Below are 25,632 nucleotides of genomic sequence, written 5' to 3'. Positions count from 1 at the left end.
CCGTCCGGGGGTATGACCTGCCGGGTCACCCGAGGTGGGCGATCGCGGCGGCTACCCGGTCCGGGTACTGCAGGTGCAGGTCGTGTTCGCCGTCGGGGAAGGCGATCAGTTCGGCGTCGGGGAGAGCCGAGGCGGCGTCACCGGCCGAGGGGTGAGGTGGGTCGTCGGCGGCCAGTAGCAGTGTGCGGCAGCGAACCCGGTGGTGCAGCTGTCGCGGTTGGTGGGTGAACAGGCTGGTGATCCGGTCGTGGTGGCGGCGGATGGTCAGCCGTGGGCGCAGCGTTCCGTCCGGGTGTTGCTCGAGGTTGGCCAGGGTGGCCTCGAGCGCGGTGTCCGACCAGTCGGGGTGGGCGCCGGCGAGTGTCTCGCGCACGTCGGGGAGGGTCCAGCCGGTCAGATCCGGTGGGGCCATTCTGCGCCAGGCGGTGTGCGGGTCGGTGAAGCGTTCGGCGTAGGGCCGCCAGCCGCCGTCGATCAGGGCCAGCCCGGCGACCAGGTGCGGGAGGTCGGCGGCCAGTTGCAGCGCGATGTTGGCGCCCCACGAATGGCCGGCCACCACGACCCGCGACCAACCCAGCGAGGTGCACGTCCAGGCCAGGTCGCGCGCGGCGACCAGGATCGGGTCGGAGTCCGGCGGGTCCGGCACGCCCGCCGAGCCCCCGTGCCCGCGCAGGTCGACCGCGAGCACCGCGCGTCCCGCGGCGGCCAGCGGGGCGGCGACCGGCTCCCACACCCGGGCGTTGGCGGCCAGCCCGTGCACCAGCAGCACCGGCGCCGCTGTTCCGGCCGGGGTCCCAGGCCAGTATCGGGCGGCCAACGACACACCACCGGCCGGTACCGAGACCTGCTCCGGAGCACGGGCAATCACGCTCACCAGCGTAGATGGTCCGTGGTCCTCGCTGTTGCCCGCCGGTCAGCCGTTCAGGAGGGCGGCGAAGACGACGCGGCCGGCGCGCGAATCTGGCGTGCTGGATCGAATTCTGTCAATCTAGATGTGTGTCGAAACAGAAGCGGTTGCTGGTCCGGTCGGACGAGGTGGTCGGGTGTTGCTCGCCGCTGGTGCGCCAGCCGCTGTCGGTCGAGCTGGCCGTCGAGTTGTCCCGGCTGTTCAAGGCGATCGGCGACCCGGTGCGGCTGCGGCTGCTGTCGCTGATCGCTTCGCATGCCGGGGGAGAGGCGTGCGTGTGCGACCTGACCGGGGTGTTCGACCTGACCGGCCCGACCATCAGCCACCACCTGAAGGTGCTGCGCGAGGCCGGGCTGATCTCCGGTGAGCGGCGCGGCACCTGGGTCTACTACCGGGCTCATCCGGAGGCGCTGCGACGGCTTTCCGAGGTCCTGGTCCCGGACGAGATCCCGGCGGTGAACGCATGAGCGGCGAGCACACGGCAACCACCGGACAGGACGCCGCCGACCCGTCGGGGGTGGTGGCGAAGCTGTCCACCCTGGACCGGTTCCTGCCGGTGTGGATCCTCGCCGCAATGGCCGCCGGGCTGGCCGCCGGGCGGCTGATCCCCGGGCTGGGGGAGGCGCTGGACGCGATCTCCCTGGACGGGGTGTCCCTGCCGATCGCGCTCGGCCTGCTGGTCATGATGTACCCGGTGCTGGCCAAGGTCCGCTACGACCGGCTCGACACCGTCACCTCCGACCAGCGACTGATCATCCCTTCGCTGGTGTTGAACTGGGTGTTCGGGCCGGCGTTGATGTTCGCGCTGGCCTGGCTGCTGCTGTCCGACCTGCCCGAGTACCGCACCGGCTTGATCATCGTCGGGTTGGCCCGCTGCATCGCCATGGTGATCATCTGGAACGACCTCGCGTGCGGGGACCGGGAGGCCGCGGCCGTGCTGGTCGCGCTGAACTCGATCTTCCAGGTGATCGCGTTCGCCGGTCTGGGGTGGTTCTACCTGTCCGTGCTGCCCGGCTGGCTCGGATTGCCCCAGGCGGACCTGAACGTGTCCACCTGGCAGATCGCCAAATCGGTGCTGATCTTCCTCGGTAGCCCGCTGCTGGCCGGGTACCTCACTCGCCGCTTCGGCGAACGGGCCAAGGGTCGGGCCTGGTACGAGACCCGGTTCCTGCCCCGGATCGGGCCGTTCGCGCTCTACGGGCTGTTGTTCACCATCGTCATCCTGTTCGCCCTGCAGGGCGGCCCGATCGCCAACCGTCCGCTGGACGTGGCGCGGATCGCGCTGCCGCTGCTGGCCTACTTCGCGCTCATGTGGGCCGGCTCTTACCTGCTGGGGTGGCTGGTCGGGCTGACCTACGAGCGCACCACCACGCTGGCGTTCACCGCCGCCGGCAACAACTTCGAGTTGGCCATCGCGGTCGCCATCGCGACCTTCGGGGTCACCTCCGGCCAGGCCCTGGCCGGCGTGGTCGGCCCGCTGATCGAGGTCCCGGTGCTGGTCGCCCTGGTCTACGTCTCCCTCGCCCTGCGGCGCCGGTTGTTTCCGAGTCCGTCAGACCGTCTCTGACGAGCGCCAAGGCGCTCCCTTGTCCTCGCTGTCGGCGCTGGCGGGTTGGCCGCACACGCAGTCTCCGGACGCGGTCGGTGTGGCGCCGACGGGGTGGATGCTGGTCGCCGCGGGCGCGTCGGCCTTGACCGTGTACACCTCCCAGGGCTCGGCGCCCGGGCCGTGTACCCACACCTTGTCCTGCAACGCGTAACAGCAGGTGGTGTCGTTCTCCACCCGGGTGAGCAGGCCCCGATCAGCCAGGCGACCGGTCGCCGCCACGACCTCACCGGTCGTCTCCACCTCGACGCCCAGGTGGTCCAGCACGGTGGGCTGGTCCGGCTTGCCCTCGATGAGCACCAGCTTCAACGGCGGCTCGGCAATGGCGAAGTTGGCGTAACCCGGACGGCGTTTCGCCGGCTCCACCCCGAACAGCGACCGATAGAACTCGACCGAACCCTCCAGGTCGGAAACCCGTAGTGCGAGCTGAACCCGGGACATGGCTACCTCCTTGGTTCGAAATCTGTCAATTCAAGACTCGTCCTTGATTTGATAGATGTCAAGATAGAAGGATCTCGAACTAGCCGCCGACCGGTTGACGGCCAGCAGGCCAGTCAGCGAAAATTGACTCAATGTTCACTGAGTTATCAGAACTGGAGCGCCGAGCCGAGCTGCATCGGGCCCTGGGCGATCCCGGCCGGCTTGCGCTGGTCGACGCCCTCGCGCTGGGGGATGCCTCTCCCTCGGAGCTGCAACGTGCGCTGGGGATGGCTTCGAACCTGCTGGCTCACCACGTGGACGTGCTGGCCGGGGCGGGAATCGTGCGCCGGGTCCGTTCCGAGGGGGACCGGCGACGCTCCTACCTGACCTTGGTGCCCGGCGTCCTGGACGACCTTGCCCCGAGCGCCACCGTTGAGGCGGCGCGGGTGGTGTTCGTGTGCGCCGAGAATGCCGCGCGTTCGCAGCTGGCCGCCGCGCTGTGGACCGGGCACAACCCGGTGCCCGCCGACTCGGCCGGCACCCGGCCCGCCGACCGGATCCATCCCGGTGCACTCGCGGCCGCCGCCCGCCACCGGCTGCCGATCGCCGATCGCCGGCCCCGCCGGCTCGACGAGGTGCTGCGGCCGGGGGATCTGGTGATCACCGTGTGCGACCGGGCCCACGAAGAGCTCCCCGGCGACGTCGCCGCGGCGCACTGGTCGATCCCCGACCCCGCCCGGGGCGGCGGCGACCAGGCCTTTGACGAGTCCTTCCACCAGCTCACCGGCCGAATCACCCGGCTTGCCCCCGCCATCCAACCGACCGCGACCGAGGCCTGCTGAGTTCGCCCACGCTCACCGGAGGAGAGCATGACCAGCACGTGGCACCGCGAGACCCTGCCCATCGACCAGAAACTCGCCCTCAAAACCGCCGCCAGCCGCCTGCGAACCGAGTTCGACGGGATTTTCGGACAGGAAACGATCGAACGGTTCCTGCACACCTCCTACGACGAGTTCGCCGGCCGAGCCACCGTCACCCGCTTCCTGCCCCTGCTCGCCGAACGCTTCGCGCGCCAACGCCTGCGCGCCCTGGCCAAGGTCGAAGGCAAAGCGTTCACCGGCACACCGACGGTGCTGTTCCTGTGCACGCACAACGCCGGCCGCTCCCAGATGGCCCTCGGGTTCTTCACCCACTATGCCGATGACCGAGCGGTGGCCTGGTCCGGCGGCTCTACACCGGCGAACACCATCAACCCGGCGGCGATCGAGGCCATGGCCGAGCGCGGCATCGACATCTCCGGCGAGTTCCCCAAACCGTGGACCGACGAGATCGTCCAAGCCGCCGACGTGGTGATCACCATGGGCTGCGGGGACGCCTGCCCGATCTTTCCCGGGCGCCGCTACGAAGAATGGGTGCTGCCCGACCCGGCCGGCCTCGACCTCACCGATGTGCGCCCGATCCGCGACCAGATCGAACGACGCGTCCGCGCCCTGCTCGGCGAACTCGGCGTCACCGCCTGGCGGGAGCGACCCCGGTCCCGGCCATGACCGCGGCGGCGGCCGCGCCGACCAGCGCCAGCAACACGAACAACAGCGGGTAGCCGCCGACCGCTTCGGCGACAGCCGCGCCGGCCCAGGGGGCGAGCGCGGTGGCCAGCATCGCCGGGGCGGTCAACAGCCCGTTCAGGCGGCCGTAGTGGGTGGCACCCCAGCGGTCGCTGATCGCGGTGGCCTGCAGCAGGGTGAACACACCTCGGGCGGCGCCCGCGAGCATCGCCGCGCCGATCAACACGGCCGCCGGGCCGGGCAGGACGGCCAACAGCGCGGTCGCGGCGGCGGAGAGGCCCGCGATGATCACGGCCCGGCCTCGGACGCCGGTCGCGGCGGCGAGCCGGCCGTAGCCGAGCCGGCCGAGTACCTGGCCGAGGCCGCCGAGGCCGAGTGCCCAGGCGGCGACGGTCGTGGTGAGGCCGCGTTCGAGCAGCAGCGGGACCTGGTTGACCACGACGGCGAACGCGGTGAACGTGGCCAGCCCGTTGGCCACCACCAGCAGCACGAACGGACGGCTGCGCATGATCTGCCGGGGCGCGCGTCCGCCGGATTCGCCGGGCCGGCCGGGTTCGGTGTGGGGCACCTGTTCGGGCCAGCGCCCGCGCAGCCCGAACAGGTGCGCGGGGATGGTCACCACGGCGAGGATGACCGCCAGCGTGAGGTAGGTGTCGCGCCAACCCCCGTGCTCCAGGAGCGCGGCGGTGAGCGGGGCGAAAATGGTGCTGGACAGCCCGGCGAGCAGGGTCAGAGCGGTCAACGCGACCACCCGGCGTGGCCCCCACCAGCGGGTCAGCGCGGCGAACGCGGGCGGGTAGAGCACCCCGGCCATGGCGATCCCGGCCAGCGTCCACGCCGCGAAGAACACCGGCAACGAGCCCGCCAACGCGATGCCGAGCGTCGCCGGCACGGCGAGCAGCGAGCCGATGGTCATGACCGGGCGCGGCCCAAAGCGGTCCAGCCACCGTCCGGCCGGGATGCCCAGCAGCGCGGCGACGACGAGGCCGAGGGAGAACGCGGCGGTGATCGTGGCGACCGGCCAGCCGGTATCGGCGGCGATGGCGGGGGCCAGTACGGGGAAGGCGTAGTAGAGCACGCCCCAGCTGGTGATCTGGGTGACGCACAGCACCACCAGGACGCGGCGCAGCCCGGCGGTGCTCAGTCCGCCGGGCTGGGTCGTGCCGGTCGCCCCGCTGGGCGCCGCCCGCTGGCTACGCGGCACCCGAGGAAGCCCCGACCGGCTCGGTCACCGAACAACCGCTACCGCACCCGGCCGCCGACTCCTCAGGCGTGGGCCGCTCCAACCCGGCCCCGCTGCACACCCCGGTCTCCGGCAGCACCAGCTCCACCCGCTCCGCCGCCGCCTGGTCGCCGGCCAGGTGAGCGGCGACGGAGCGCACCTGCTCGTAGCCGGTCAGCGCGAGGAAGGTGGGTGCGCGCCCGTAGCTCTTCATGCCCACCAGGAATACCCCCGGCTCGGGCTGGGCGAGCTCGTTCGCGCCGTGCGGGTAGACGGTGCCGCAGCTGTGCACGTTCGGGTCGATCAACGGCGCCAGCGCCTTGGGCGCCTCCAGGGTGGCATCCAGGTCGAGCCGCACCTCCGCCAGCCAGGACAGGTCCGGCCGGAATCCGGTCAGCGCGACGACCTCGTCCACCGGGTCCAGCCGCCGCCCGTCCACCGACTCCAAAACCAGGCGTCCATCGGACGCGGTGTGCACCGCGTCGGTGCGGAACCCGGTCACCGTGGTGACGTGTCCCGCCTGGGCGGCCTCGCGGGCGCGCAGGCCGAGCGCGCCGCGCGCCGCCAGCTGGTCGTTGTCGCCGCCGCCGAAGGTGTCTCCGACCTCGCCCCGGCGCAGCAGCCACACCACGTGCGTGCCCGGCGCCGCCTCGGCCAGTTCGGTGAACGCGACCAGGGCGGTCAACGCCGAGTGCCCGCTGCCGGCCACCGCGATCCGCTTACCCGCGTACCGAGCCCGCACCGCCGGATCGGCCAGGTCCGGCACCCGATAGGCGATCCGGTCGGCCGCCGCCGGCTCGCCCAGCGCGGGGAAACCATCCGCGCCCAGCGGGTTCGGGCTGGCCCAGGTACCGGACGCATCCAGCACCGCCCGCGCCAGCAGTCGCTGTTCTCCCTGAGGCGTGGCCAGGTGGACCGCCAGTGGCTCACAGTCCCGTCCGGCATCGACCACTCGGTCCCGTCCGCGCCGCGCCACGCCGGTCACCCGGGCGCCGAACCGGACCCGCTCGCCCAACGCCTCGGCCAGCGGCTGTAGGTAGTCCTCGGCCCATTGCTGGCCGGTGGGGTAGGTGTCAAGGTCCGGGGAGGCCCAGCCGGTCGGCGCGAGCAGCTTCTCCGCCGCCGGATCCACCAGCTCCCCCCACCGGGAGAACAACCGCACATGCCCCCACTCCCGCACACCCGTACTCGCCGAGGTTCCCGCCTCCATCACCAGAACCGGCAACCCCCGGCCGACCAGATGCGCGGCCGCCGCCAGCCCCGCCGGCCCGGCGCCCACCACGACGATCGGCAACTCGCTTGCGCTCACAACCCCAACCTCCATCGATACGCGTCGATCTATCTTGGCTGAATGTATCGACACGTATCGATTGACGCAACCATCGATTACGGTCGATACTTACGGCATGAGCGCGGCGCGACCACTCACCCTGATCGATCCCTCGACGGACCGACCCGAGCCTGTGCAGCTCGCGGCGGCGGACGCGGCCACCTACGCCGAGTGGTTCGCCTGCCTGGCCGAACCGATGCGGGTGCGGCTGCTGCACGCGATCGCGGTGGGCGGGCGGGAAGTGAGCATCGGCGCGCTCACCGAACGACTGGGCATCAGCCAGTCCACCTGTAGCCACCACGTGCGCAAGCTCGCCGACGTGGGGTTCGTCCGGCTCCGCAAGGAGGGCACCACCACCCTCGTGTCGGTCAACCCGGCCTGTTGCACCGGCCTGCCGCACGCGGCCGACGCCGTCATGGGGGTGCTCGGCCCGCGCCCGTGCTGCCCCGAGGACACCCCCGACGACGTCACCGTCCGCGCCCTGGAGTCCGGGGACTGGGCGGCGGTACGGCGCATCTACGCCGAAGGGATCGCCACCGGCCACGCCACCTTCGAAACCGAGGTCCCCGACCGCCGTCACCTCGACCACACCTGGTTGCCCGGCCACCGCTGGGTCGCCGAACACGACGGAAAGGTTGTCGGCTGGGCCGCCGCCGCGCCGGTGTCCGGCCGCCCGGCCTACGCCGGTGTCGCCGAGACGTCGATCTGCGTCGGCGAAGGCTTACGCGGTCGCGGAATCGGCAAGGCACTCATCCGCCAGCAGGTGATCGCCGCCGATTGTGGCGGGCTGTGGACGTTGCAGACCTCGATTTTCCCCGAGAACCGGGCCAGTATCGCCCTGCACCAATCCGCCGGATTCCGCACCCTCGGCGTGCGCGAGCGCATCGCCCGCCACCACGGCACCTGGCGCGACACCGTCCTGCTCGAACGCCGCCGCGCCACCGACCCCGACGACTGATCCGTGTTCACCAGCAGCCACCTCGCCGCGCACTCGGCTCGAGCCGGGACTGTGGCCGGCATCGGCGCGACTGGGGTGTTCCGGAGATCCGTCCCGGTGACCTGGTCGCCGTACCGGCCTCGGGTGCCTACCAGCACTCGATGGCCTCCAACTGCCACTTCGTCGGCCGGCCACCGGTGATCGCCGCCGGCCGGGGCCTCGCGGTCGCATTGATCGTCCTGGTGTTGCTGGCCGTCGCGGTCGCCGCCACGGCACGACTGGGCATCGCCCGCGCCGCGCTCACCGCCGCGGCCCGGGCGACGGCCCAACTCGCCGTCGTCTCCGCGGTGATCGTGGCCGTGGTCGGCTCGTGGTGGCTCACAATCGCCTTCGTCCTGGTCATGTTCACCACCGCCACCTGGACCTCTACCCGCCGGATCGACCCACACGGCCGCCGAGGGCCGGTCGCCTTCGTCCGGACCGCGCTGCCGATCGCTGCCGGCACTGTTCCGGTGCTGGCCGTCGTGCTGACCTGCGGGGCCGTGCCCCCGACGGGGATCGCCGTGGTTCCCGTCGCCGGGATCATCATCGGCGGTGCGATGACCGCCACCTCCCTCGCCGGGCGACGCGCACTCGACGAACTCACCACCCGCCGGGGTGAATACGAAGCGGCGCTCTCCCTCGGGCTGCTCGACCGGGACGCCGCACTCGAATTCTGCCGCCCCGCCGCCACCCTCGCGCTGGTGCCGCCACTGGACCAGACCCGCACCGTCGGGCTCGTCACGCTCCCCGGCGCCTTCGTCGGTGTCCTGCTGGGCAGCGGCAACCCCGTCCAGGCCGGCGCCGCGCAGCTCCTCGTCCTGATCGGCCTGCTCGCCGCCGAGATCATCGCCGTCACCGCCACCACCGAACTCGTCGCACGCGGCCACATCACGAGAAGCCCCGGCGCCCTGAAAGCCGGCTCTCGCTGATGGGGCCGTCGTCGCCGCTGGTCTCGAGCGACAGCGGGGACCGGTCGATCCGGTGTCCCCCACCGGTAGTACGTTTCGATCGAGGATTGCTCAGCGTGAGCGTTCAGCCACCCAGTGGGAGATCTCGATGGCGGCCCAGGTACTGGCGCGTGCCGTCACGCGGCTGCTCGAGGGTGTGTGCACCCTACTGTGGGGATTCCCGCCACGCCTGATCGCGCCCGCCGTCAGCCAGCTCGGCCCAAGGAGTGCGCTGAGCTGGTTCCTGGGCAACATGCCGCGCTACGAGCGCACGCTGGCCACGTTCGGGCCGATCCGCACGCACCTGCTGTGCGTGGCCATCTCCCTGGTCAACGGCTGCCAGTACTGCACCCACGGCCACGCCCGCGCACTGGAGCTGGCCTACCTGCGCGAACATGAGCGGCTGTTCCCGCTCGACGAGCTGGACTTCGCCCGGCTGTGTGGGCTGGGTCCGGCCGCCATCCGTCACGACCTGGTCCACGCCACCCGGCGGGCGGGACTGCCCGACGAAGTCCGCTACCTGGAGCGCACCCTGACCCTGGTCGGCGCCGTGCGGCCCGGCGCCACCGACGAGGACGACCTGCGCATCATCCACCTGGTCCGCATGTTCGGGGTGCTCAACTCGGTCGGCATCCGCCACCGGCCCGCCCCCGACGAAGCACACTCCCCGCTGAACCGAGACCACCTGCTCAAACGGCGCTACAGCGCCCTACGGGCGAGGTAGCGATGAGCCAGGAGGCTCGCTGACGGATGGTTCGGGCCGCGGCGGGGCTTGACGCCCCGGCGGTCCACTCCTATCTTGAAATCGAGACCGACCTGTCTCGATTTCATCCGATGGAAGCGAGTGGCACATGGCTGCGCAGGCTCTGGATGCAAGGGAAGCCGTCGAGATCGTCGAACGGTCGGCGCAGACGAAGAGCCGGCAGGACGTGGCGGCCACGATGGCGGTGTACCACCCGGGCGGCGTGCTCGAGTCACCTTCGCTCGGATCCCGTTACGTCGGGGCCGAGCTCGAAGGTGGCGTCGAGGCTGCCGCCCTGGTCGGCGCGTCATGATCGTCGGTGCTCGCCGGCCGGCGAGCACAACGATGCGCGCGGCTCGGCACGAGCAGTGGGGATCGCCGCTGGAGATCGCCGACGTGCCACGGCCTGAGCCGGCAGCGGGGGAGGTTCGCATCGCGGTGCGGGCGACCAGCGTGAACCCGGTCGACATGCACACCGGCCGCAACGCCGGCTACGAGCAGTCCATGCGGCTGCCCTGCATCCCGGGATGGGACGTCGCCGGTGTGGTGGATGCGGTGGGGTACGGGGTAACCCGCCACGGCGTGGGCGATCGCCTCTACGGTCTGGCCTGGTTTCCCCATCCCGCGGGCACGTACGCCGAATACATGACCGTTCCCGCGTATCACCTGGTGCCGATGCCGAGGTCGGTGTCCTTCGCGGAGGCGGCGTCCTTGCCGATGGCCGCGCTGACGGCGTGGCAGATGCTCGACGCGGTCGGGGCCCGTGCCGGTCGGCGCATTCTGGTCAGCGGAGCGTCCGGCGGTGTGGGTCACGTCGCGGTGCAGTTGGCGGTCGCGCGCGGCGCCACGGTCACCGCCCTGGCGCGTCCTGGTCACCACGCCACACTGCGCGAACTGGGTGCGCACACCTGCGTGGACTACACCGATCCCGGCGCCGTCACGGCGATCGGGAAGGTCGACGCGGCGCTCGATCTGGTGGGACACGATTTCGGTGCCTCGCTGTTCGACCGCGTGACGCCCGGCGGCGCGATCGCCTTGGCGACCGCATGGTCGATCAAGGGATACCGGGCCGCCGCGGCGGAGCGGGGTATCCGCGCGGCCTCATGTCTGGTGGAATCCGATCCCGTGGCACTCGGGGCGATCGCGGAGCTGGTCGATTCGGGCGCGGTTCGCGTCGTTGTCGGCGCCGAGTTCGATCTCGCCCGCGCCGCCGACGCCCAGCGTTGGGTCACCGACCGGCGGGGCTTCGGCAAGGCCGCGATCGTGGTGAACACGCCGGAGGGCGCATGAGCGACAAGCCCAAGCAGCTGCGTGGTGTCGCGGTGCGGGACAAGCTCGTCGGCATCGCGACCGAACTCTTCTACGACAACGGTGTGCGGGCCATCGGCGTCGACGAGGTCGTGCGGCGGGCGGGGATGGCGAAGGCCAGCCTGTATCGATGGTTCCCGGCCAAGGACGACCTGATTCTCGCTGTGCTGCGGCAGCGCGACCTCGACTTCTGGGCTCAGTGGGACCGGGTCGCGGCGCGTCACGCCGACGCCCGGGCCGAGCTCGATGCCCAGCTCGCCTGGATCCAGGAACTGGCGACCAGCGAGGGCTACCGCGGCTGCGCGTTCGTCAACACGGCAGCGGAATTCGGCGGTGACCAGGCGGAGCGAATCCGGCGGCGTTGCGCCGAGCACGAACACGAACTGGCGCGGCGGCTGCGCGCGTTGACGGCACGGCTCGCCGTCAACGACAGCGACCGGCTGGCCGATCAGCTCCATATCGCTGTCGTCGGCGCGTTCGCGGTCGGCGGGATCTACCCGACCGGCGGGCCGGCCGTCCGGCTCGGGGCATTGGCCGAGGACCTGATACCGCGATCGACCTGACGGCCGGGTCCCGGTGCACCATCCGGCCCCCATGACGTCACCGTGCAGTCGTGGGTGCGCGCCAGCCGGGCCGAGCTGGACGCAACGCTCGCCGACGCCGTCGCCACCTGGCTGGCCGCGGACTGGCCCCGGTCCTGGGTGGACCGCGCCGGCCGCCGGCATTGATGCCGCTCACCGGCCATCGGCCGTGGCGTCCGGCCCGGCCGCCCCGTTCGACCCCGGCCCGCGGTGGGACGGACGGGCCTGGCGGGTGGCGGAACCGATCGCCGCGATGGCCAGACGTGCGGTCAGTTCGGGGCCGGGCCGGGGTAAGGACGCTTGCGCCGGTGGTGTCGCCATGACCAGTTCGAGGGCGCAGGCAAGGCACATGTCCTGGTAGGCCCGGTCAAGCTCGGCCAGGCCTGGCGCGGACCGGGCCCGGACGGCGAGAGCCTGCAGCAGGCCCGGCAGTACCAGGAGCGGGTCGGTGACGTTGTCGGGTTCGAGCACGATCGGCACATCACAGTTGGTGTCGGCTTCTGACCGATACGGCTCGGCGAGGTGGTCGTCGGGCCTGTCCAGCAGATTGATGACGACGTCGACTTCTCGAGCGATCCCTTTCAGTGGGAACGCGACCGCGTCGGCCGGATTCCACAAGGTCAACTCGCCGACTTCCGCCGCTGACAGCAACGGATTGAGGCTCGGGAGCCGGGCCGGGTGAGCGAGCAGGACGCGGGCCGCTGTGGTGCCGCGGCGGCGGTGGCTGACGTTGATCAACGTCGCGGCGGTGAGCGCGACGGCGCTCGCATCGTCCCCACTCACGATCACCGGGCCGCCAGGCTCCTGCCGCCTGGCCAGCGCGTTCTCCCGCAGCGTCGGGTTGACCCTCGGCAGTACGACGGTGAGGGCGGGTTCCTCGCTCGCCACACAGGCCCAGAAATCGTCCAGGTCGTCGGGGTGGAACCACACCGCATGCGCCCGGACGCGTCCGTGACGTTCGAGCGACGCGGAGAGCCGGCGCGCGGTTGCCGCGGTTTCCACCACCCGGGCGGGATCCTCGTCGTGCGCGCAAGCCACCAGGATGACTGGTGTGCGCCCGGGCCGTGGTACTTGCATTCGTTGAATGTATGAAATCTTGCAAATCTTACCAACCGCCGCCGCGCCGGAGTCGTCGAGCGGGCGGGGGGCGTCGCCGTGTGCCCCCACCGTTGCGGCTGCCTCAGAACTGAGGTGAGGGTCCTGACGGGTGGTCGTCTTCGGGGTGCGTGAGGCTGGAGGCCGGTGTGGTGGTGCGCAGCCCCTCGAGCAGGCCGACCTGTTCGGTCAGCACCCCGGTCAGGATCGCCCGGGCCACTCGGAGGAGTTCCGCGACGTGCGGGCTGATCAGCGAGTAGTAGACCGTCGAACCTTCCTTGCGGGTCGATACCAGCCCGGCCCGTCGCAGCACCGCCAGCTGTTGGGAGAGGTTCGCCGGCTCGATCCCGACTTCCGGGAGCATCTCCGCCACCGCATGCTCGCGGATGCTGAGCAGCTCCAGCACGCGGATCCGGACCGGGTGTCCCAGCGTCTTGAAGAACTCGGCCTTGAGCTGGTAGAGGGGTCGGCTCATGGCGTGCGAGCCGTTCGCTGGTTGTCCACGGACCCCTGAACCTCCACTGACCTGTCAATGGCCGCAACGTTAGCAATGGTCCAGGTTCGGCCCCGAGCGCGTGCCGCTCACGCGGCACTCGGCGGGCTGGTGGGCGAACGGGTGGGACATACTTCCCGTATGCCGGATTTCCCGTCCTCACCCGCCGAGGCGTTCGCAGCGCTGATGGAGGGAAACAGCCGCTTCGTACGCGGTGACCGGCTGCACCCGAACCAGGACGCTGATCATCGAACCGCGTTGGCGCCCGCGCAGCGCCCGTTCGCCGTGCTGTTCGGCTGCTCCGATTCGCGGTTGGCCGCCGAGATCATTTTCGATCGTGGTCTCGGCGATCTTTTCGTGGTGCGCACGGCTGGCCACGTGTCGGGGCCCGAGGTGCTCGGGAGCATCGAGTACGGCGTCGCCATGCTCGGGGTGCCACTCGTGGTGGTGCTCGGACACGACTCGTGTGGCGCCGTCACCGCCGCCGCCGAGGCGCACCGATCCGGCTACGCTCCCGCCGGCTACCTGGGGGATGTGGTGGACCGGGTCATCCCCAGCGTGTTGTCCGGGCGCGCGGCCGGGTTGAGCACCGTGGACGAGTTCGTCGACGAGCACATCAGGCGCACCGCCGACTATCTCCTCGGGCGCTCGTCCTTGCTCGCGGCCAAGGTCGGCCAGGGCCGCTGCGCGGTCGCGGGTCTCTCCTACCGGCTGACGGAGGGCACGGTCCACCTGGTCGCCGGTCACGGCGCACTGTCGGCCGAGCCTTCCGGGAGTGCTGCGTCGGCATAGCCGGAGGGGTAGGGGACGAGCAGGCCCCTCGGTCAGCCGAAGGCCTGGCGCAGCTCGGAGATCGGCAACAGGTCCGCCACGAAGCCGAATCGGCCGGCGCGCATCTGCCGGGCGCCGTCCATGAAGGATTTCAGGGCCAGCCGCGAGAGCGCGCCGCCGATGCTGACGCGCCGCACGCCGACCTCGGCCAGCTGCTCGAGCGTGATCGACGGGTCGGCGAAGCCCATCACCACGTTGACCGGCTTGTCCACCGACGAGACCACGATCCGCATCTCGTCCAGTGTGCGCAGGCCGGGCGCGTACAGGACGTCGGCGCCGGCGTCCGAGAAGGCCCGCAGGCGCCGGATCGTGTCGTCGAGGTCGTGCACGCCGTGCAGCAGGTTCTCGGCCCGCGCGGTGAGGACGAGGGGGAAGGGCAGTGCGCGAGCCGCCTCCACCGCCGCGCGGACGCGGTCGACAGCCAGCTCGAAGTCGTAGATCGGAGTACGCCGGTCGCCGGTGTGGTCCTCGATGGACGCGCCGACCACGCCGGCCTCGGCGGCCATCTTGACCGCTTCCGCCGCACCGGCCGGGTCGTCGGCGAAGCCGTTCTCCAGGTCCGCGTTCACCGGCAGGGGTGTCGCCTCGTTGATCTCCCGGCAGTTGTCCAGCACCTCCTGCCGGCTGGCCCGGGAGCGGCCGACCGCAACGGCCACCCCGAGGCTGGTGGTGGCCAGCGCTTCGAAGCCGAGGCCGGCCAGGAGACGAGCGGTGCCGGCGTCCCAGGGGTTCGGCAGCAGCAGGGGCTCCGCTCGCTCGTGCAGGGCCCGGAATCGTTCGGCCTTCGCGGCCTGGTCGATCGTCATGAGTCCAACCTTGGCTGTTCGGTGCTCGGTGTACCAGCCGTACTGACCGCGCTGGTGGTCAACAGGGCGTCGAGTGCGGCCCCGAACGCGGCGTCGACGCGTGCGCGGTCGCCGGCGGCGGCCAGATCGAACTGCAGGCCGCGGATCAGGGCCAGCAACGCCGTAGCCAGCGCCGCGGCGCCGGCCGGCGCCACACCGTCGCCCCGCAACGAGGTCTCGATCGGCGCGCGGAGATCCTGGGCGAGCACCTCCAGCACCTTCGCGTAGCGGTCGCGATCTCGCAGGGCGAGGCCGTAGATCTCGGCCAGGAGCAGGAACTGGCGGCGCTCCGAGGGGTCGTCGAGGCGCTTCCAGAACGTGCGCAGCAGTTCGGCGGTGTCACCGTTCGGGTTTTGCGCTCGGGCCCGTGCCCCATGGCGAGCGGCTGGTGTGTGGTGGCCGCAGTCACGCAGCGTTGCCAACCGTTGAGCCCACGCAAGCGAATCCGCCCCAGGGCCGCGTCGAGTGCGACACCAGTCTGGTTGGATCTTGACGAAACCAGAATGGTGTCGACTTCGATGAACCGGGCGAACCGAACCCGGCCAACACTGGTCACGCTCCGTGGCCGTCTTTCGAATGCGACCCGCACCCAACCGGCCGGCCGAAGATCCGATCCCGACTAGCGGCGGGCTAGGGTGGGTCGTGCCTGTTCGTCCGCGCCCGAGTAGGGGCGCCGGAGTTCACGCTGATCGGTCATGGACGTAGGCCGGCGGTGGCCGGCAGCGGTCTGGGTGCGGCGCCTGCTTGTCGTGGTCTCGGTGGGGTTGCTCGGGCTTGGCGTCACGTGCGGGACTGAGCTCGCGGCGCTGGTGGGCCGGCTCGAGCGGTCTGATGCCGTTACGTTCGTGACCGCACCGTTCCGGCCCGAGCTACGGATGGCGGACCGGGACGCCGCGCAGCCGCTGGACCCCGAGTTGGCGGCGCTGGGCGCGAAGGTGACACCGAGCCTGGTGGAGCTCACCGTCTTCGACAGCTCCGGGACACCGGTCGGGCAGGCCACCGGGGTGGTGCTCGACTCGAGCGGCCTGGTGGTGACCAATCACCACGTAGTCGCGGATGCGGCCGAGGTCATCGCGACCCGCAGCTTGCACGATTGGCGCGCCTATCCGGCGACCGTGGTCGGGGCGGACCTGGCGCAGGATATCGCCGTGCTGCGGCTACGTGACGCGTCGAGCCTGCCGGCCGCGCGCCTGGGCGATTCGGACGCGCTGCGGATCAACCAGCGAGTCGCCATGATCGGCAACGGCTGGGGGAGCATGGAGGTCGGCGCGGGCCCGGTCACCCGGCTGCGGTTGCTGCTCCGCCGAATCCCCGCCGAAGGTATGCCGCGACCGCGGACCGCCGTGCTGTACGACATGATCGAAGCGCGAACCGGTGGTAACCCCGGCGACTCCGGAGGCGCGCTGGTCACCACGGATGGTGCCGTGATCGGCATCAATCAGGGGGTTGCCTCGGGGAGCGGCTACGCCATCCCGATCAACAAGGTCCTTCGGGTGGTCGAGCGGCTGACCGCGACGACCTACCGGTAGCGGCTGGTCCGCCGCGCTGGGCCGGGCCGGCTCGATCGCCGGATCGGGGGCGGCCGGGCTGCTGCTCGGCGCCGGTGTAGCGGCGAACACCATCCTCGCGCTGACCGCGATCGCGCTGGCGCTGGCCGCGGTCTGCGCCGTGCTGTTGTGGCGGCGACCGGCCGGCGAGCGCAGGCGTGCGGGGACTACCCCGGCGGGGGTAGATCCGGATACCCCTGGGAGGCGGCGATACCGCGACCGGGGGGGGCCTAACGTCTAGCTGTGCGAATGGTCCACCAGCCGGCCCTCGTGGACGCCTTGCTGGCCGCCGTCCTGACCGCTCTGGCTGTGGACACGGCGCTGCGCACCAGCACGAGCGACTGGCTCGCCTACCTGCTGGCGGTGCTCGCGGTGGCGCCCGTGGCCCTGCGCCAGCGGGTTCCGGTGCTGGCGACGTGGATCATGGCCGGTGCGATGGCGGCGTACGGCATGCTCGGCTACGGCGACGGGGAGCTGCCGGGCAGCGGTATCGGGATGATCATCGGCATGTTCACCGTGGCCACGCTGCGGCCCCGCCGGGTGGCCGTCCTCGCTTTCGTGCCGGCGACGGCGACGACGGCGGCCTTCCTCGTGGGTGTGGGCCTGCCCATCTGGTCGAGCCTGGCCATGCCCACGCTGTTGCTGCTGGGAGCGTGGGGCCTGGGGGACGCCACCCGGCGGTGGGCGCGGCGCACGGAGCAGATCGCCGCACGGGCGGCTCGGGCCGTCGCCGACGAGCGGGTGCGCATCGCGCGGGAGCTGCACGACATCGTCACCCACCACATGGCCGTCGTGTCCCTGCAGACCGGTCTGGCGCACTACGTGCTCGACACGGACCCGCCGACGGCCAAGGCCGCGATCTCCGCCGCGGGCGACGCCGGCCGCCAGGCGCTGGCCGAGATGCGGCGCCTGCTCGACGTGCTGCGGGTCGACCCCGACGCGGACGCCGACCCCGACGCGGACTACCGCCCCCGGCCCGGGCTCTCCGATCTCGACCTGCTGGTGGATCGCACCCGAAAGGCCGGGCTCCCGGTCGACGTGGTCGTGACCGGCCGGCCCCGTGAGCTGTCGCCCGGGCCGGACCTGTGCGCGTACCGGGTGGCGCAGGAGTCGCTCACCAACATCCTGAAACACGCCGGCCCGGCGGCCGCGCGGATCGAGCTCGACTACGGTGAGCAGACCTTCTCCCTCACGGTGAGTGATGACGGGAACCCATCCGCCGCGGCGCCTCCGGCGCCCGATTCGCACGGCATCCGCGGCATGCGGGAGCGGGCCGGACTCTACGGCGGCGTGCTCACCGCCGGCCCGAGGGAGCAGCGCGGGTTCGCCGTGACCCTGCGCCTGCCGATCACGGAGGACGGATCATGATTCGCTTGCTGGTCGTCGACGACCAGGCGCTGATCCGCGGTGGGCTGGTCGCCCTGTTCACCGCCGCGCCGGGGCTCGAGGTGGTCGGCGAGGCGGCCGACGGTGTCGAGGCCGTCGCGTTGGCGGCCGAGACCCGCCCGGACGTGATCCTGATGGACATCAGGATGCCGGTGCTGGACGGGATCGCGGCCACCCGCCGGATCCTGGCGGCGGCTGCCGAAGCCCCGCCCCGGATCATCGTGCTGACCACCTTCGACCTCGACGAGTACGTGTACACCGCACTCGGCGAAGGCGCGTCCGGCTTCCTGCTCAAGGACACCCCAGCGGACCGCATCATCTCCGCCGTCCACGCCGTCGCGGCGGGCGACGTCCTGATCACGCCGCGCATCACCCACCGGCTGGTCGAGACCTACGCCCAGCACCACCGGACGGTGGCCGCGGCGAACGCGCACCTGGCCGAGCTGACCCCCCGCGAGACGGAGGTCCTGCGCCTGGTCGGCAACGGCCTGACCAACGCCCAGATCGCCCAGCGGTTGGTGCTCAGCGAGGCCACGGTGAAGACCCACGTCAAGCGCATGATGGCGAAGCTGCACCTGACCAGCCGCGCGCAAGCCGTCGTCGTGGCGTACGAGACCGGGCTGGTCCTGCCTGCCTCGGCGCACCCCCCTCGTTCGGGGTAACGGGCGATACGCCGTTTGGGGTAGATGAGGTCCCGTTCGAGTGGGACGACTGGAGCTGATCACTCCTTTAGCGTCACGCGCGGCATCGGGCGCTCCGCCCGATCCGGACGTGACGGAGGAAGCAACAGCGATGAGTCGGAGACAAGCAGTCACCGCCACCGGGTTGGTCATGGTCGGCGCAATGCTGCTCACGGCGTGCGGGACGAACCGTTCGGAGGGCGGCTCCGCCGCCGGCCCGTCGTGCGACACCAGCAAGGGCACGCTGGTCGTCGGGATGATCGCGCCGATGTCCGGAGGCCTGTCGGCGATCGGCCTGGGCATGCGCAACTCGGCCGACCTGGCGGTCGACCAGGCCAACCGGAACTGCGCGGTGCCGGGTTACCGCCTCGCGTTCCAGCCCGAGGACGACCAGAGCCTGCCGCAGATCGCGGCGCAGGCGGCGACGAAGCTGGCCGCCGACCCGGCGATGACGGCGGTGGTCGGCACGTACAACTCGTCCACCGCGCAGGCGGCCGCGCCGATCCTGGCCCAGCGGTCGCTGGTGCTGATCTCCCCCGGCAACACCGGGCCGGCGCTGACCAGGGGCGAGGCGGCCGCTACCAAGCCGAAACGTCCGTTCCCCAGCTACTTCAGGGTGGCGGCCAACGACCTCGTGCAGGGGCCGTTCGGCGCGCGGTACCTGGTGCGGAAGGCCGGCAAGAAGCGGATCGCGGTCATCGACGACGGCAAGACCTACGGGGTTGGGCTGGTCGAGAACTTCGTGGCGGAGGCCGAGCGCCTCGGCGCGCGCGTCGTGGCCCGGGAGAAGGTGGGGGAGAAGGACACCGACTTCTCCTCGACGATCGCCGCCATCCGTTCGAGCCGGCCGGACGCGGTGTACTACGGCGGCGAGTACCCCGCCGCGGGTCCGCTGTCCCGGCAGCTGGCAGAGGCCGGCGTGGACATTCCGCTGATGGGCGGCGACGGCATCGCCGACCCGCAGTACGTCAAGCTGGGCGGGCGGCCCGGGGATTTCGCCACGAACATCGGCGCCCCGGTGGAGTCGCTCTCCAGCGCGCGGGCGTTCGTCGACGCGTACGCGGCGGCGGGTTACCCCGAGCCGTCCAGCGCGTACGGGCCGATGACCTTCGACGCGACCAACGTGATCATCGAGGCGCTGGCGGGAATGGCGCGGAGCGGAGGGTTCGACGAGTCCGGCCGGCCGAAGCTCATCCAGGCGGTGCAGCGCACCAACCTCGCCGGGGCGAGCGGAAAGGTGGCGTTCGACCAGTTCGGCGATACGACCAACAAGGTGTTGACGGTCTACACGGTGAAGGACCGGGGGTTCGCGCCCCTGGAGACCGGTGTCTTCGAGCCGTCGAGCTGACCGGAGTTGTCCACGCTGCTCTCGCAGGTCGTCAACGGTCTGGTGCTCGGTTCCCTGATCGGGCTGATCGCGCTGGGTTACACGATGGTCTACGGCATCATCCAGCTGATCAACTTCGCACACGGCGAGGTGTTCATGGTGGGTGCGTACGGCGGACTGGCCATGACCACCTACCTGTTGCCCCCCTTCCTGCAGCAGCGGTGGTACCTGGCGCTACCGCTGCTGCTGGTCGGCGGCGCGGCGGTCTCGGCCGGGGTGGCGGTGGCGATGGAGCGGTTCGCCTACCGGCCGCTGCGTGACGCGCCGAGGCTCGCGCCGCTGATCACCGCGCTGGGCATGTCGGTCGCGCTGCAGGAGGCGGTGCGGGTCTTCTACCCGGGAGCGATCTCGCCGCTGCCGTTCCCCCGGGTGTTCCTCGAGGGTGCCTACGTACTCCCGATCGGTGACGGCGTGCCCATCCGCTACACCGGTGCGCTGATCATCGCCGTGGCGGTGGTGCTGGCGGTTGCGTTGCGGCGGTTCGTCGAGCGCTCGCGGTCGGGAAGGGCGATGCGCGCCATCGCGCAGGACCGGGACACCGCCCGGCTGATGGGCATCGACCCCGATCGGGTCATCGTGACGACGTTCGCCCTGGGTGGGGTGCTCGCCGGTGTCGCGGGGGTGCTCTACGGGGCCGACCTGGGCTTCGTCAACATCGACATCGGCTTCCAGACCGGCATTCTCGCGTTCACGGCCGCCGTGCTCGGCGGTATCGGGAACATCGGCGGCGCCGTGGTCGGCGGGCTGGTGATCGGGCTGGTGAAGGCGCTCGGCGGGCAGTACCTGCCGGGCGGCACCGCCTACGACTACGTCTGGATCTTCGTGGTGCTGATCGCGGTGTTGGTGTACCGGCCGAGGGGCTTCTTCGGCGAGACGGAACGGGTGCGGGCATGAACGCCACGGTGCCGCGGATCGCCGGCGGCCTGCTCACCGTGGCCGGGACCTATCTGCCCTGGGCGACCTTCGTGCTCAACCAGGGGCCGTATCCGGCCAACGCCACGCTGGAGTTCTTCACGGAGCCGCTCGCGGTGAGCGGGTTCCGTCTGCACCTGCTGCTGCTCGGGGTCGCGGTTTTGGCGGTCGCGCTGGTGGGGGTCCCGGGGAGGTGCGGGATCCTGCGGGCACTGGGCGCCGGAATCGTCGCGATCAGCCTCCTCAACGGGCTGTGGATCACGGTGCGGGGTGGTGGGCTCGGCGCCGTCACCGCGTCCGGTGCGGACGTGGCGTTCGGGGCTCCCGTCGCTCTGGTGGGCGGCGTCCTGGTCCTGGTGGGGGCCGGCCGGGGCCGGGGGGCGGACGTCCCGGGCTGGCGGTGGCGGTTCAACCCGTGGGGCGAGCGGCTGTTGCTGCTGGGGGTGATCGTCGCGCTGTTGCCGCTGGTGTCCGCGGTGCTCACCAGCGGCGGACACGGCGGTGCGGCGGGCGGGTACGCGGGTGCGGTGTTCCTGAGCTTCCTCGCCGCGGCCGGCGCCGGGATGGGAGCGCTGCACGCGTCGGGGCTGGCCTCGTGGGTGGCGGCGCTGTCGGAGCACCACCGGGGGTTCAGCGTCGGCGTGCTGTTGCTGTGCGCGCTCGCGCTGCCGTTCACCGGGGCCGGCACGGAGTACTGGATGACGGTCGCGGCCAACATCGGCGTGTACGCCGCCGCGGCGATCGGCCTGAACATCGTGGTGGGGCTGGCCGGGCTGCTGGACCTCGGCTACATCGCGTTCCTGGGCATCGGCGCGTTCGTCGCGGCGAACCTCTCGGGCGCGGCGGCGTCGCGCATCGGGGTCGAGCTGCCGTTCCCGCTGGTAATGATCATCAGCGCGGTGGTGGCGGGGTTGTTCGGCGCGATCGTGGGATCGCCCACGCTGCGGGTCCGGGGCGACTACCTGGCGATCGTCACCCTCGCCTTCGGCGAGATCTTCGTCCGCACCGCGCAGAACGACATCGGCGGGCTCACCGGGGGCTCGAACGCCATCCCGGGCATTCCGCCGCTGTCGCTGTTCGGCCACGGCTTCGACGACCAGTTGGTCATCGGGGGCATCCCGGTGGCCCCCGGTGCGCCCTACTACGTGTTGATCGTGCTCATCGTCGCGGGCGCGATGCTCGCCTTCGCCAACCTGAAGGAATCCCGTTTGGGGCGGGCCTGGATCGCGATCCGCGAGGACGAGGACGCGGCGCGCGCGATGGGCATCCACACCGGGCGGATCAAGATCCTCGCCTTCCTGGTCGGCGCCATGCTCGCCGGCCTGGCCGGCGCGTTCTTCGCGCACAAGACGGCAACCGCCTCCTACGAGAGCTTCCGGTTCATCGAGTCGGTCACCCTGCTCGCCGCGGTGATCCTCGGCGGGATGGGGACCATTCCGGGGGCGGTGCTCGGCGCGTCGATCCTGTTCGTGCTGCCGGAGAAGCTGCGGGAGTTCGCCGACTACCGGCTGCTGCTGTTCGGGATCGCGCTGGTCCTCATCATGCGGTTCCGGCCGCAGGGCCTGGTACCCGACGCACACCGGCGGGCGGAGCTTGCTCCCGAGTCCGAGCAGCCCACCGTCGTGCTGCCGGTGATCGCGGCCACCGGGAAGGCGGGCCGGTGAATGTCCGAGCAGCCCACGGAGGATTTCGCACGCCCGCTGGTCATCGGCGAACCGGTCCTGCGGGCCGTCGCCGTGACCATCCGGTTCGGCGGGCTGACCGCGTTGAAGGACGTGTCGTTCACGCTCGCCGAGGGCCAGATCATCGGCCTGATCGGACCGAACGGGGCCGGCAAGACCACGCTGTTCAACTGCCTCACGGGGTTGTACTCGCCCGCGTCGGGCTCGGTCCTGCTGCGCGGGGCGCAGCTGCCTCGGGACCCCGCGCGCGTCACCGAGCGCGGGGTGGCCAGGACGTTCCAGAACATCCGGCTCTTCCCGAACATGACGGCGGTGGAGAACGTGCTGGTCGGCCGGCACATCCGGATGAGGCAAGGCGTGCTGTCGTCGCTGCTGCACGGCCCGTCCTTCCGGCGCGGCGAAGCGGAGGCCGCGGCGCGGGCGAGCGAGCTGCTGGCGTTCGTCGGGCTGACCCGCTTCTCCGGCGAGCTGGCCCGCAACCTGCCCTACGGCGACCAGCGCCGGCTCGAGATCGCCCGGGCGTTGGCCACCGATCCCGCGGTGCTGCTGCTCGACGAGCCGACCGCCGGCATGAACGCCCAGGAGACCGCGGCTACCCGGCGGCTCATCTTCGCCATCCGCGACCTCGGGATCTCGGTGGTCGTCATCGAGCACGACACGAAGTTCATCTTCGGCCTGTGTGACCACGTGGTGGTCCTGGTGCGGGGCATGGTGCTGACGGAGGGCTCGCCCGGCGAGGTGCGCGCTGACCCCCGCGTCATCGAGGCCTACCTGGGCGCGCCGCCCGACCAGGTCCGTGGGGGGCGACTCGGATGAGTTTCCTCGAGGTAAGGGACCTCACGGTCGCGTACGGCTCGATCCAGGCGGTGCGCGGTGTGTCGTTCTGTGTCGGCCGCGGCGAGATCGTCAGCCTGATCGGCAGCAACGGCGCCGGCAAGACCACTACCCTGCGCACGATCTCCGGGCTGCTGCGCCCGGTCACGGGGGAGATCCTGCTGGACGGAGAGCCGCTGCACCGGCTGCCCGCGCACAAGATCCTCGCCCTCGGCGTGGCGCACAGCCCGGAGGGGCGACGGCTGTTCGCGCGGATGACGGTGGAGGAGAACCTGCGCCTGGGCGCCCACACCCGCCGCGACGAGCTCGGGATCGCGGCCGACCTGGAGCGGATCTACGCGCTGTTCCCGGCTCTCGGTATGCGGCAGCGGGAGAAGGCCGGCCTGTTCTCCGGTGGCGAGCAGCAGATGCTGGCGATCGGCCGCGCCCTGATGTCGCGCCCGGAGCTGCTCATGCTCGACGAGCCGTCGATGGGGCTCTCGCCGATCATGACCAGGCGGATCCTCGAGACGGTTCGCGAGCTGCGGGAGTCGGGCACGACGGTGTTGCTGGTGGAGCAGAACGCGCTGGCCGCGCTTTCGCTGTCCGACTACGCCTACGTGATCGACCTCGGTCGCACCACGCTGTCCGGCACCGGTACGGAGCTGCTCGCCGACCCGCGCGTGCGGGAGGCCTACCTCGGCGACGGCGTATCGAGCTGAGCCAACGGCGACTCACCGGAGAGGAGGACGCCCGGGTTGAGGATGCCGGCGGGGTCCAGGGCGTGCTTGGCGGCGCGCAGGGCGGCGGCGAACGGGTCGGGGCGTTGCCGGTCGTACCAGGGCCGGTGGTCGCGGCCGACGGCGTGGTGGTGGGTGATCGTGCCGCCGTTGTCGATGATCGCCTCGGAGACGGCGTGCTTGATCTCGTCCCACTGGGCGACGGTGGAGCCCCACCGGCCGGGGGCGTAGACGCTGTAGTAGGGGGCGGGTCCGTCGGGGTAGACGTGGGTGAACCGGCAGGAGATCAGTCCGGCTCCGCGGATGGCGGTGAGGGCCTGGTGCGCGGCGTCGGTGATGGCGGCGTGCAGGGTTTCGAAACGGTCCCAGGTGCAGGCGGTCTCGAAGGTTTCGACGATCATGGCGCGCCGGGCGAGGGCGTCGCGTTGGTAGGGCATCCGCAGGAAGGCCGAGCGCCAGGACCCGGCGGAGTCGGTGGTTTCCTCGCCCCGGTGGCGGGTGGACAGGACGGTGCCGCCGTGCCCGGCAGTGATCTCCACGGCGCGGGCCAGCCAGGCGTCCACGGGGTGGTCGGCGGATTCGAAGGCGACGATGAGCAGCCCGCCGTCCACCGTGGTGGCGGTGCTGAGGAATGCCTCGGCGGGATCGAGCAGGCGGCAGTTCGACGGGTGCAGCCCGGACTGGGCCAGCGCGCGGGTGGCGGCGACCGCCGCCGGGTAGTCGGTGAACGAGACGGAGCAGGTGGTCTGCCAGCGTGGCCGGTCCCGCAGCCGCATCCAGGCCTCGGTGATGACGCCGAGGGTGCCTTCCGAACCGAGGAACAGCCGGTCCGGGGAAGGGCCGGCGCCCGATCCGGGCAGCCGGCGGGTTTCGCCGGTGCCGGCCGGGGTGATCACCCGCAGCGACTCGGTGAGGTCGTCGATGTGGGTGTACAGGGTGGCGAAGTGTCCGCCGGCTCGGGTGGCCAGCCAGCCGCCGAGGGTGGAGTAGGCGAAGGACTGGGGGAAGTGGCGCAGGGTGAGCCCGTGCGGCCGGAGTTGGGACTCCAGCGCGGGTCCGTAGGTGCCGGCCTGGATGCGCGCGGCCCGGCTGGTCCGGTCGACCTCGAGTACCTGGTCGAGGTGCTGCAGGTCGAGGGCGATGGCGGGGGAGTCGAAGCGTGGTTCGATGCCGCCGACGACGGAGCTGCCGCCGCCGTAGGGGATCACCGGGATCGTGGCGTCGGTGCACCAGTCGAGCAGGTCGATCACGTCCTGCTCGGTGCGCGGCCGGGCGACCAGGTCCGGGACGTGGGTGACGTCGCCGTGCAGGTTGCGCACGACGTCGCGGAACGCCTTGCCCCGCGCGTGCGCGAGCCGGTCGTGGGGGTCGGGGGAGCACAGCCCGGTCAGCGCCGGGGGCGGCTGGATCCTGGGTGGGGGGATGGGCAGGTCGGCCGGGTCGGGTGGTGGATGGTCGGTGAAGTCGTGCCCGGGCAGCAACGCCTCCGTGCGCGCCACCAGTGCCTTGGTCTCGGCGGGGGACAGTTCGTCCGCGACCGAGCCCCAACCCCACCACGACCGCCGTGCCGGCACCGTCATGTCGCCGATCCTGGTGCCGGCGCGGTGCCGGCGT

At 71.5% G+C, this 25,632-nt stretch carries 29 protein-coding genes; 20 read left to right on the top strand and 9 right to left on the bottom strand.

What is annotated here, in order from left to right:
- Nucleotides 1–25: 25 nt before the first annotated feature.
- A complete protein-coding gene (locus tag ABEB12_RS06405; RefSeq protein ID WP_185062830.1) occupies nt 26–868 on the bottom strand; it encodes an alpha/beta fold hydrolase in 843 nt (280 codons plus the stop codon).
- A gap of 128 nt (nt 869–996) precedes the next feature.
- Between ABEB12_RS06405 and ABEB12_RS06400 the strand changes: the two genes are divergently transcribed.
- Nucleotides 997–1,374 carry an ArsR/SmtB family transcription factor gene (locus ABEB12_RS06400; protein WP_345702610.1) on the top strand — a complete coding sequence of 126 codons (378 nt, stop codon included), beginning with the start codon at nt 997–999 and terminating at the stop codon, nt 1,372–1,374.
- Nucleotides 1,371–2,474 (top strand): ACR3 family arsenite efflux transporter, encoded by a 1,104-nt coding sequence (arsB, locus tag ABEB12_RS06395; protein WP_221498231.1) that lies wholly within the window; start codon nt 1,371–1,373, stop codon nt 2,472–2,474. The genes ABEB12_RS06400 and arsB overlap by 4 nt, the downstream gene beginning before the upstream one ends.
- Here the strand turns inward: arsB and ABEB12_RS06390 are convergent.
- Nucleotides 2,460–2,954: an ArsI/CadI family heavy metal resistance metalloenzyme gene (locus ABEB12_RS06390; protein WP_185062828.1), complete on the bottom strand. Its 495-nt coding sequence runs from the start codon at nt 2,952–2,954 to the stop codon at nt 2,460–2,462. The two genes, arsB and ABEB12_RS06390, sit on opposite strands and share 15 nt — an antisense overlap.
- A gap of 131 nt (nt 2,955–3,085) precedes the next feature.
- On the opposite strand from ABEB12_RS06390, the gene ABEB12_RS06385 reads away from it, so the two are divergent.
- The gene (locus ABEB12_RS06385) at nt 3,086–3,775 is read left to right on the top strand and encodes an arsenate reductase/protein-tyrosine-phosphatase family protein (RefSeq protein WP_185062827.1); all 690 of its coding nucleotides are present in this window, start codon (nt 3,086–3,088) and stop codon (nt 3,773–3,775) included.
- Nucleotides 3,776–3,802: 27 nt separating this feature from the next.
- A complete protein-coding gene (locus tag ABEB12_RS06380) occupies nt 3,803–4,480 on the top strand; it encodes an arsenate reductase/protein-tyrosine-phosphatase family protein (RefSeq protein WP_185062826.1) in 678 nt (225 codons plus the stop codon).
- Here the strand turns inward: ABEB12_RS06380 and ABEB12_RS06375 are convergent.
- A complete protein-coding gene (locus ABEB12_RS06375) occupies nt 4,443–5,612 on the bottom strand; it encodes an MFS transporter (RefSeq protein ID WP_185063134.1) in 1,170 nt (389 codons plus the stop codon). The two genes, ABEB12_RS06380 and ABEB12_RS06375, sit on opposite strands and share 38 nt — an antisense overlap.
- A 79-nt stretch (nt 5,613–5,691) precedes the next feature.
- A complete protein-coding gene (locus ABEB12_RS06370; RefSeq protein ID WP_345702609.1) occupies nt 5,692–7,029 on the bottom strand; it encodes an NAD(P)-binding domain-containing protein in 1,338 nt (445 codons plus the stop codon).
- 97 nt (nt 7,030–7,126) lie between these two features.
- Here ABEB12_RS06370 and ABEB12_RS06365 point away from each other — a divergent pair, with 97 nt between their 5' ends.
- From ABEB12_RS06365 to ABEB12_RS06335, 7 genes are all read left to right on the top strand, one after another.
- Entirely contained in the window at nt 7,127–8,008 is an 882-nt protein-coding gene (locus ABEB12_RS06365) for a metalloregulator ArsR/SmtB family transcription factor (protein ID WP_185062824.1), read from the top strand.
- Between the two features lie 176 nt (nt 8,009–8,184).
- On the top strand, nt 8,185–8,958 hold the full coding sequence (locus ABEB12_RS06360; RefSeq protein ID WP_345702608.1) for an ABC transporter permease: 774 nt from the start codon (nt 8,185–8,187) through the stop codon (nt 8,956–8,958).
- Between the two features lie 127 nt (nt 8,959–9,085).
- On the top strand, nt 9,086–9,700 hold the full coding sequence (locus tag ABEB12_RS06355) for a carboxymuconolactone decarboxylase family protein (protein WP_185062822.1): 615 nt from the start codon (nt 9,086–9,088) through the stop codon (nt 9,698–9,700).
- 127 nt (nt 9,701–9,827) lie between these two features.
- Nucleotides 9,828–10,031, top strand: coding sequence for a hypothetical protein (locus ABEB12_RS06350; RefSeq protein ID WP_185062821.1), 204 nt, complete (start codon nt 9,828–9,830; stop codon nt 10,029–10,031).
- Entirely contained in the window at nt 10,028–11,008 is a 981-nt protein-coding gene (locus ABEB12_RS06345; RefSeq protein ID WP_185062820.1) for an alcohol dehydrogenase catalytic domain-containing protein, read from the top strand. The genes ABEB12_RS06350 and ABEB12_RS06345 overlap by 4 nt, the downstream gene beginning before the upstream one ends.
- Complete coding sequence (locus ABEB12_RS06340; protein WP_185062819.1) at nt 11,005–11,589, top strand: TetR family transcriptional regulator; 585 nt, start codon at nt 11,005–11,007, stop codon at nt 11,587–11,589. Before ABEB12_RS06345 ends, ABEB12_RS06340 begins: the two co-directional genes overlap by 4 nt.
- A 42-nt stretch (nt 11,590–11,631) precedes the next feature.
- Nucleotides 11,632–11,754, top strand: a complete 123-nt coding sequence (locus ABEB12_RS06335) for a hypothetical protein (protein WP_345702607.1) — start codon at nt 11,632–11,634, stop codon at nt 11,752–11,754.
- A 6-nt stretch (nt 11,755–11,760) separates the two neighbouring features.
- Here the strand turns inward: ABEB12_RS06335 and ABEB12_RS06330 are convergent, their stop codons facing one another.
- On the bottom strand, nt 11,761–12,684 hold the full coding sequence (locus ABEB12_RS06330) for a hypothetical protein (protein ID WP_345702606.1): 924 nt from the start codon (nt 12,682–12,684) through the stop codon (nt 11,761–11,763).
- Nucleotides 12,685–12,787: 103 nt separating this feature from the next.
- Nucleotides 12,788–13,177 carry a metalloregulator ArsR/SmtB family transcription factor gene (locus ABEB12_RS06325; RefSeq protein ID WP_221498230.1) on the bottom strand — a complete coding sequence of 130 codons (390 nt, stop codon included), beginning with the start codon at nt 13,175–13,177 and terminating at the stop codon, nt 12,788–12,790.
- A 159-nt stretch (nt 13,178–13,336) separates the two neighbouring features.
- Between ABEB12_RS06325 and ABEB12_RS06320 the strand changes: the two genes are divergently transcribed.
- Nucleotides 13,337–13,987, top strand: coding sequence for a carbonic anhydrase (locus ABEB12_RS06320; RefSeq protein ID WP_185062817.1), 651 nt, complete (start codon nt 13,337–13,339; stop codon nt 13,985–13,987).
- A gap of 32 nt (nt 13,988–14,019) precedes the next feature.
- Here ABEB12_RS06320 and ABEB12_RS06315 read toward each other — a convergent pair whose 3' ends face one another.
- Together ABEB12_RS06315 and ABEB12_RS06310 are read right to left on the bottom strand one after the other, a co-directional pair.
- A complete protein-coding gene (locus ABEB12_RS06315; protein ID WP_221498229.1) occupies nt 14,020–14,832 on the bottom strand; it encodes an isocitrate lyase/phosphoenolpyruvate mutase family protein in 813 nt (270 codons plus the stop codon).
- On the bottom strand, nt 14,829–15,293 hold the full coding sequence (locus tag ABEB12_RS06310; protein WP_185062816.1) for a hypothetical protein: 465 nt from the start codon (nt 15,291–15,293) through the stop codon (nt 14,829–14,831). Before ABEB12_RS06310 ends, ABEB12_RS06315 begins: the two co-directional genes overlap by 4 nt.
- A 273-nt stretch (nt 15,294–15,566) precedes the next feature.
- On the opposite strand from ABEB12_RS06310, the gene ABEB12_RS06305 reads away from it, so the two are divergent.
- From ABEB12_RS06305 to ABEB12_RS06270, 8 genes are all read left to right on the top strand, one after another.
- Complete coding sequence (locus tag ABEB12_RS06305) at nt 15,567–16,400, top strand: S1C family serine protease (RefSeq protein ID WP_345702605.1); 834 nt, start codon at nt 15,567–15,569, stop codon at nt 16,398–16,400.
- Between the two features lie 267 nt (nt 16,401–16,667).
- A complete protein-coding gene (locus tag ABEB12_RS06300) occupies nt 16,668–17,786 on the top strand; it encodes a histidine kinase (RefSeq protein WP_185063132.1) in 1,119 nt (372 codons plus the stop codon).
- On the top strand, nt 17,783–18,466 hold the full coding sequence (locus ABEB12_RS06295; protein ID WP_185062814.1) for a response regulator: 684 nt from the start codon (nt 17,783–17,785) through the stop codon (nt 18,464–18,466). The genes ABEB12_RS06300 and ABEB12_RS06295 overlap by 4 nt, the downstream gene beginning before the upstream one ends.
- Nucleotides 18,467–18,596: 130 nt before the next feature.
- Nucleotides 18,597–19,832: an ABC transporter substrate-binding protein gene (locus ABEB12_RS06290; RefSeq protein WP_185062813.1), complete on the top strand. Its 1,236-nt coding sequence runs from the start codon at nt 18,597–18,599 to the stop codon at nt 19,830–19,832.
- 6 nt (nt 19,833–19,838) lie between these two features.
- Nucleotides 19,839–20,765, top strand: a complete 927-nt coding sequence (locus ABEB12_RS06285; RefSeq protein WP_185062812.1) for an ABC transporter permease subunit — start codon at nt 19,839–19,841, stop codon at nt 20,763–20,765.
- Complete coding sequence (locus ABEB12_RS06280) at nt 20,762–22,447, top strand: ABC transporter permease subunit (protein WP_185062811.1); 1,686 nt, start codon at nt 20,762–20,764, stop codon at nt 22,445–22,447. The genes ABEB12_RS06285 and ABEB12_RS06280 overlap by 4 nt, the downstream gene beginning before the upstream one ends.
- Entirely contained in the window at nt 22,448–23,281 is an 834-nt protein-coding gene (locus ABEB12_RS06275) for an ATP-binding cassette domain-containing protein (RefSeq protein ID WP_185062810.1), read from the top strand.
- Nucleotides 23,278–24,000 carry an ATP-binding cassette domain-containing protein gene (locus ABEB12_RS06270; protein ID WP_185062809.1) on the top strand — a complete coding sequence of 241 codons (723 nt, stop codon included), beginning with the start codon at nt 23,278–23,280 and terminating at the stop codon, nt 23,998–24,000. Before ABEB12_RS06275 ends, ABEB12_RS06270 begins: the two co-directional genes overlap by 4 nt.
- Here ABEB12_RS06270 and ABEB12_RS06265 read toward each other — a convergent pair.
- On the bottom strand, nt 23,973–25,598 hold the full coding sequence (locus ABEB12_RS06265) for an FAD-linked oxidase C-terminal domain-containing protein (RefSeq protein WP_185062808.1): 1,626 nt from the start codon (nt 25,596–25,598) through the stop codon (nt 23,973–23,975). The genes ABEB12_RS06270 and ABEB12_RS06265 overlap by 28 nt on opposite strands.
- Nucleotides 25,599–25,632: the final 34 nt, after the last annotated feature.

The sequence above is a fragment of the Actinospineispora eucalypti genome (genome assembly GCF_039543365.1).
Taxonomy (GTDB): domain Bacteria; phylum Actinomycetota; class Actinomycetes; order Mycobacteriales; family Pseudonocardiaceae; genus Pseudonocardia; species Pseudonocardia eucalypti.
Note: the sequence above shows the minus strand (reverse complement) of the source record. Positions and strands in the feature narration are given on the sequence as shown.

Coding starts and splice junctions, on each gene's coding strand:
- arsB (WP_221498231.1), top strand. CDS start 1,371: ATGAGCGGCGAGCACACGGCAACCACCGGACAGGACGCCGCCGACCCG.
- ABEB12_RS06390 (WP_185062828.1), bottom strand. CDS start 2,954: ATGTCCCGGGTTCAGCTCGCACTACGGGTTTCCGACCTGGAGGGTTCG.
- ABEB12_RS06385 (WP_185062827.1), top strand. CDS start 3,086: ATGTTCACTGAGTTATCAGAACTGGAGCGCCGAGCCGAGCTGCATCGG.
- ABEB12_RS06380 (WP_185062826.1), top strand. CDS start 3,803: ATGACCAGCACGTGGCACCGCGAGACCCTGCCCATCGACCAGAAACTC.
- ABEB12_RS06365 (WP_185062824.1), top strand. CDS start 7,127: ATGAGCGCGGCGCGACCACTCACCCTGATCGATCCCTCGACGGACCGA.
- ABEB12_RS06355 (WP_185062822.1), top strand. CDS start 9,086: ATGGCGGCCCAGGTACTGGCGCGTGCCGTCACGCGGCTGCTCGAGGGT.
- ABEB12_RS06350 (WP_185062821.1), top strand. CDS start 9,828: ATGGCTGCGCAGGCTCTGGATGCAAGGGAAGCCGTCGAGATCGTCGAA.
- ABEB12_RS06345 (WP_185062820.1), top strand. CDS start 10,028: ATGATCGTCGGTGCTCGCCGGCCGGCGAGCACAACGATGCGCGCGGCT.
- ABEB12_RS06340 (WP_185062819.1), top strand. CDS start 11,005: ATGAGCGACAAGCCCAAGCAGCTGCGTGGTGTCGCGGTGCGGGACAAG.
- ABEB12_RS06330 (WP_345702606.1), bottom strand. CDS start 12,684: ATGCAAGTACCACGGCCCGGGCGCACACCAGTCATCCTGGTGGCTTGC.
- ABEB12_RS06325 (WP_221498230.1), bottom strand. CDS start 13,177: ATGAGCCGACCCCTCTACCAGCTCAAGGCCGAGTTCTTCAAGACGCTG.
- ABEB12_RS06320 (WP_185062817.1), top strand. CDS start 13,337: ATGCCGGATTTCCCGTCCTCACCCGCCGAGGCGTTCGCAGCGCTGATG.
- ABEB12_RS06315 (WP_221498229.1), bottom strand. CDS start 14,832: ATGACGATCGACCAGGCCGCGAAGGCCGAACGATTCCGGGCCCTGCAC.
- ABEB12_RS06305 (WP_345702605.1), top strand. CDS start 15,567: ATGGACGTAGGCCGGCGGTGGCCGGCAGCGGTCTGGGTGCGGCGCCTG.
- ABEB12_RS06300 (WP_185063132.1), top strand. CDS start 16,668: ATGGTCCACCAGCCGGCCCTCGTGGACGCCTTGCTGGCCGCCGTCCTG.
- ABEB12_RS06295 (WP_185062814.1), top strand. CDS start 17,783: ATGATTCGCTTGCTGGTCGTCGACGACCAGGCGCTGATCCGCGGTGGG.
- ABEB12_RS06290 (WP_185062813.1), top strand. CDS start 18,597: ATGAGTCGGAGACAAGCAGTCACCGCCACCGGGTTGGTCATGGTCGGC.
- ABEB12_RS06280 (WP_185062811.1), top strand. CDS start 20,762: ATGAACGCCACGGTGCCGCGGATCGCCGGCGGCCTGCTCACCGTGGCC.
- ABEB12_RS06275 (WP_185062810.1), top strand. CDS start 22,448: ATGTCCGAGCAGCCCACGGAGGATTTCGCACGCCCGCTGGTCATCGGC.
- ABEB12_RS06270 (WP_185062809.1), top strand. CDS start 23,278: ATGAGTTTCCTCGAGGTAAGGGACCTCACGGTCGCGTACGGCTCGATC.
- ABEB12_RS06265 (WP_185062808.1), bottom strand. CDS start 25,598: ATGACGGTGCCGGCACGGCGGTCGTGGTGGGGTTGGGGCTCGGTCGCG.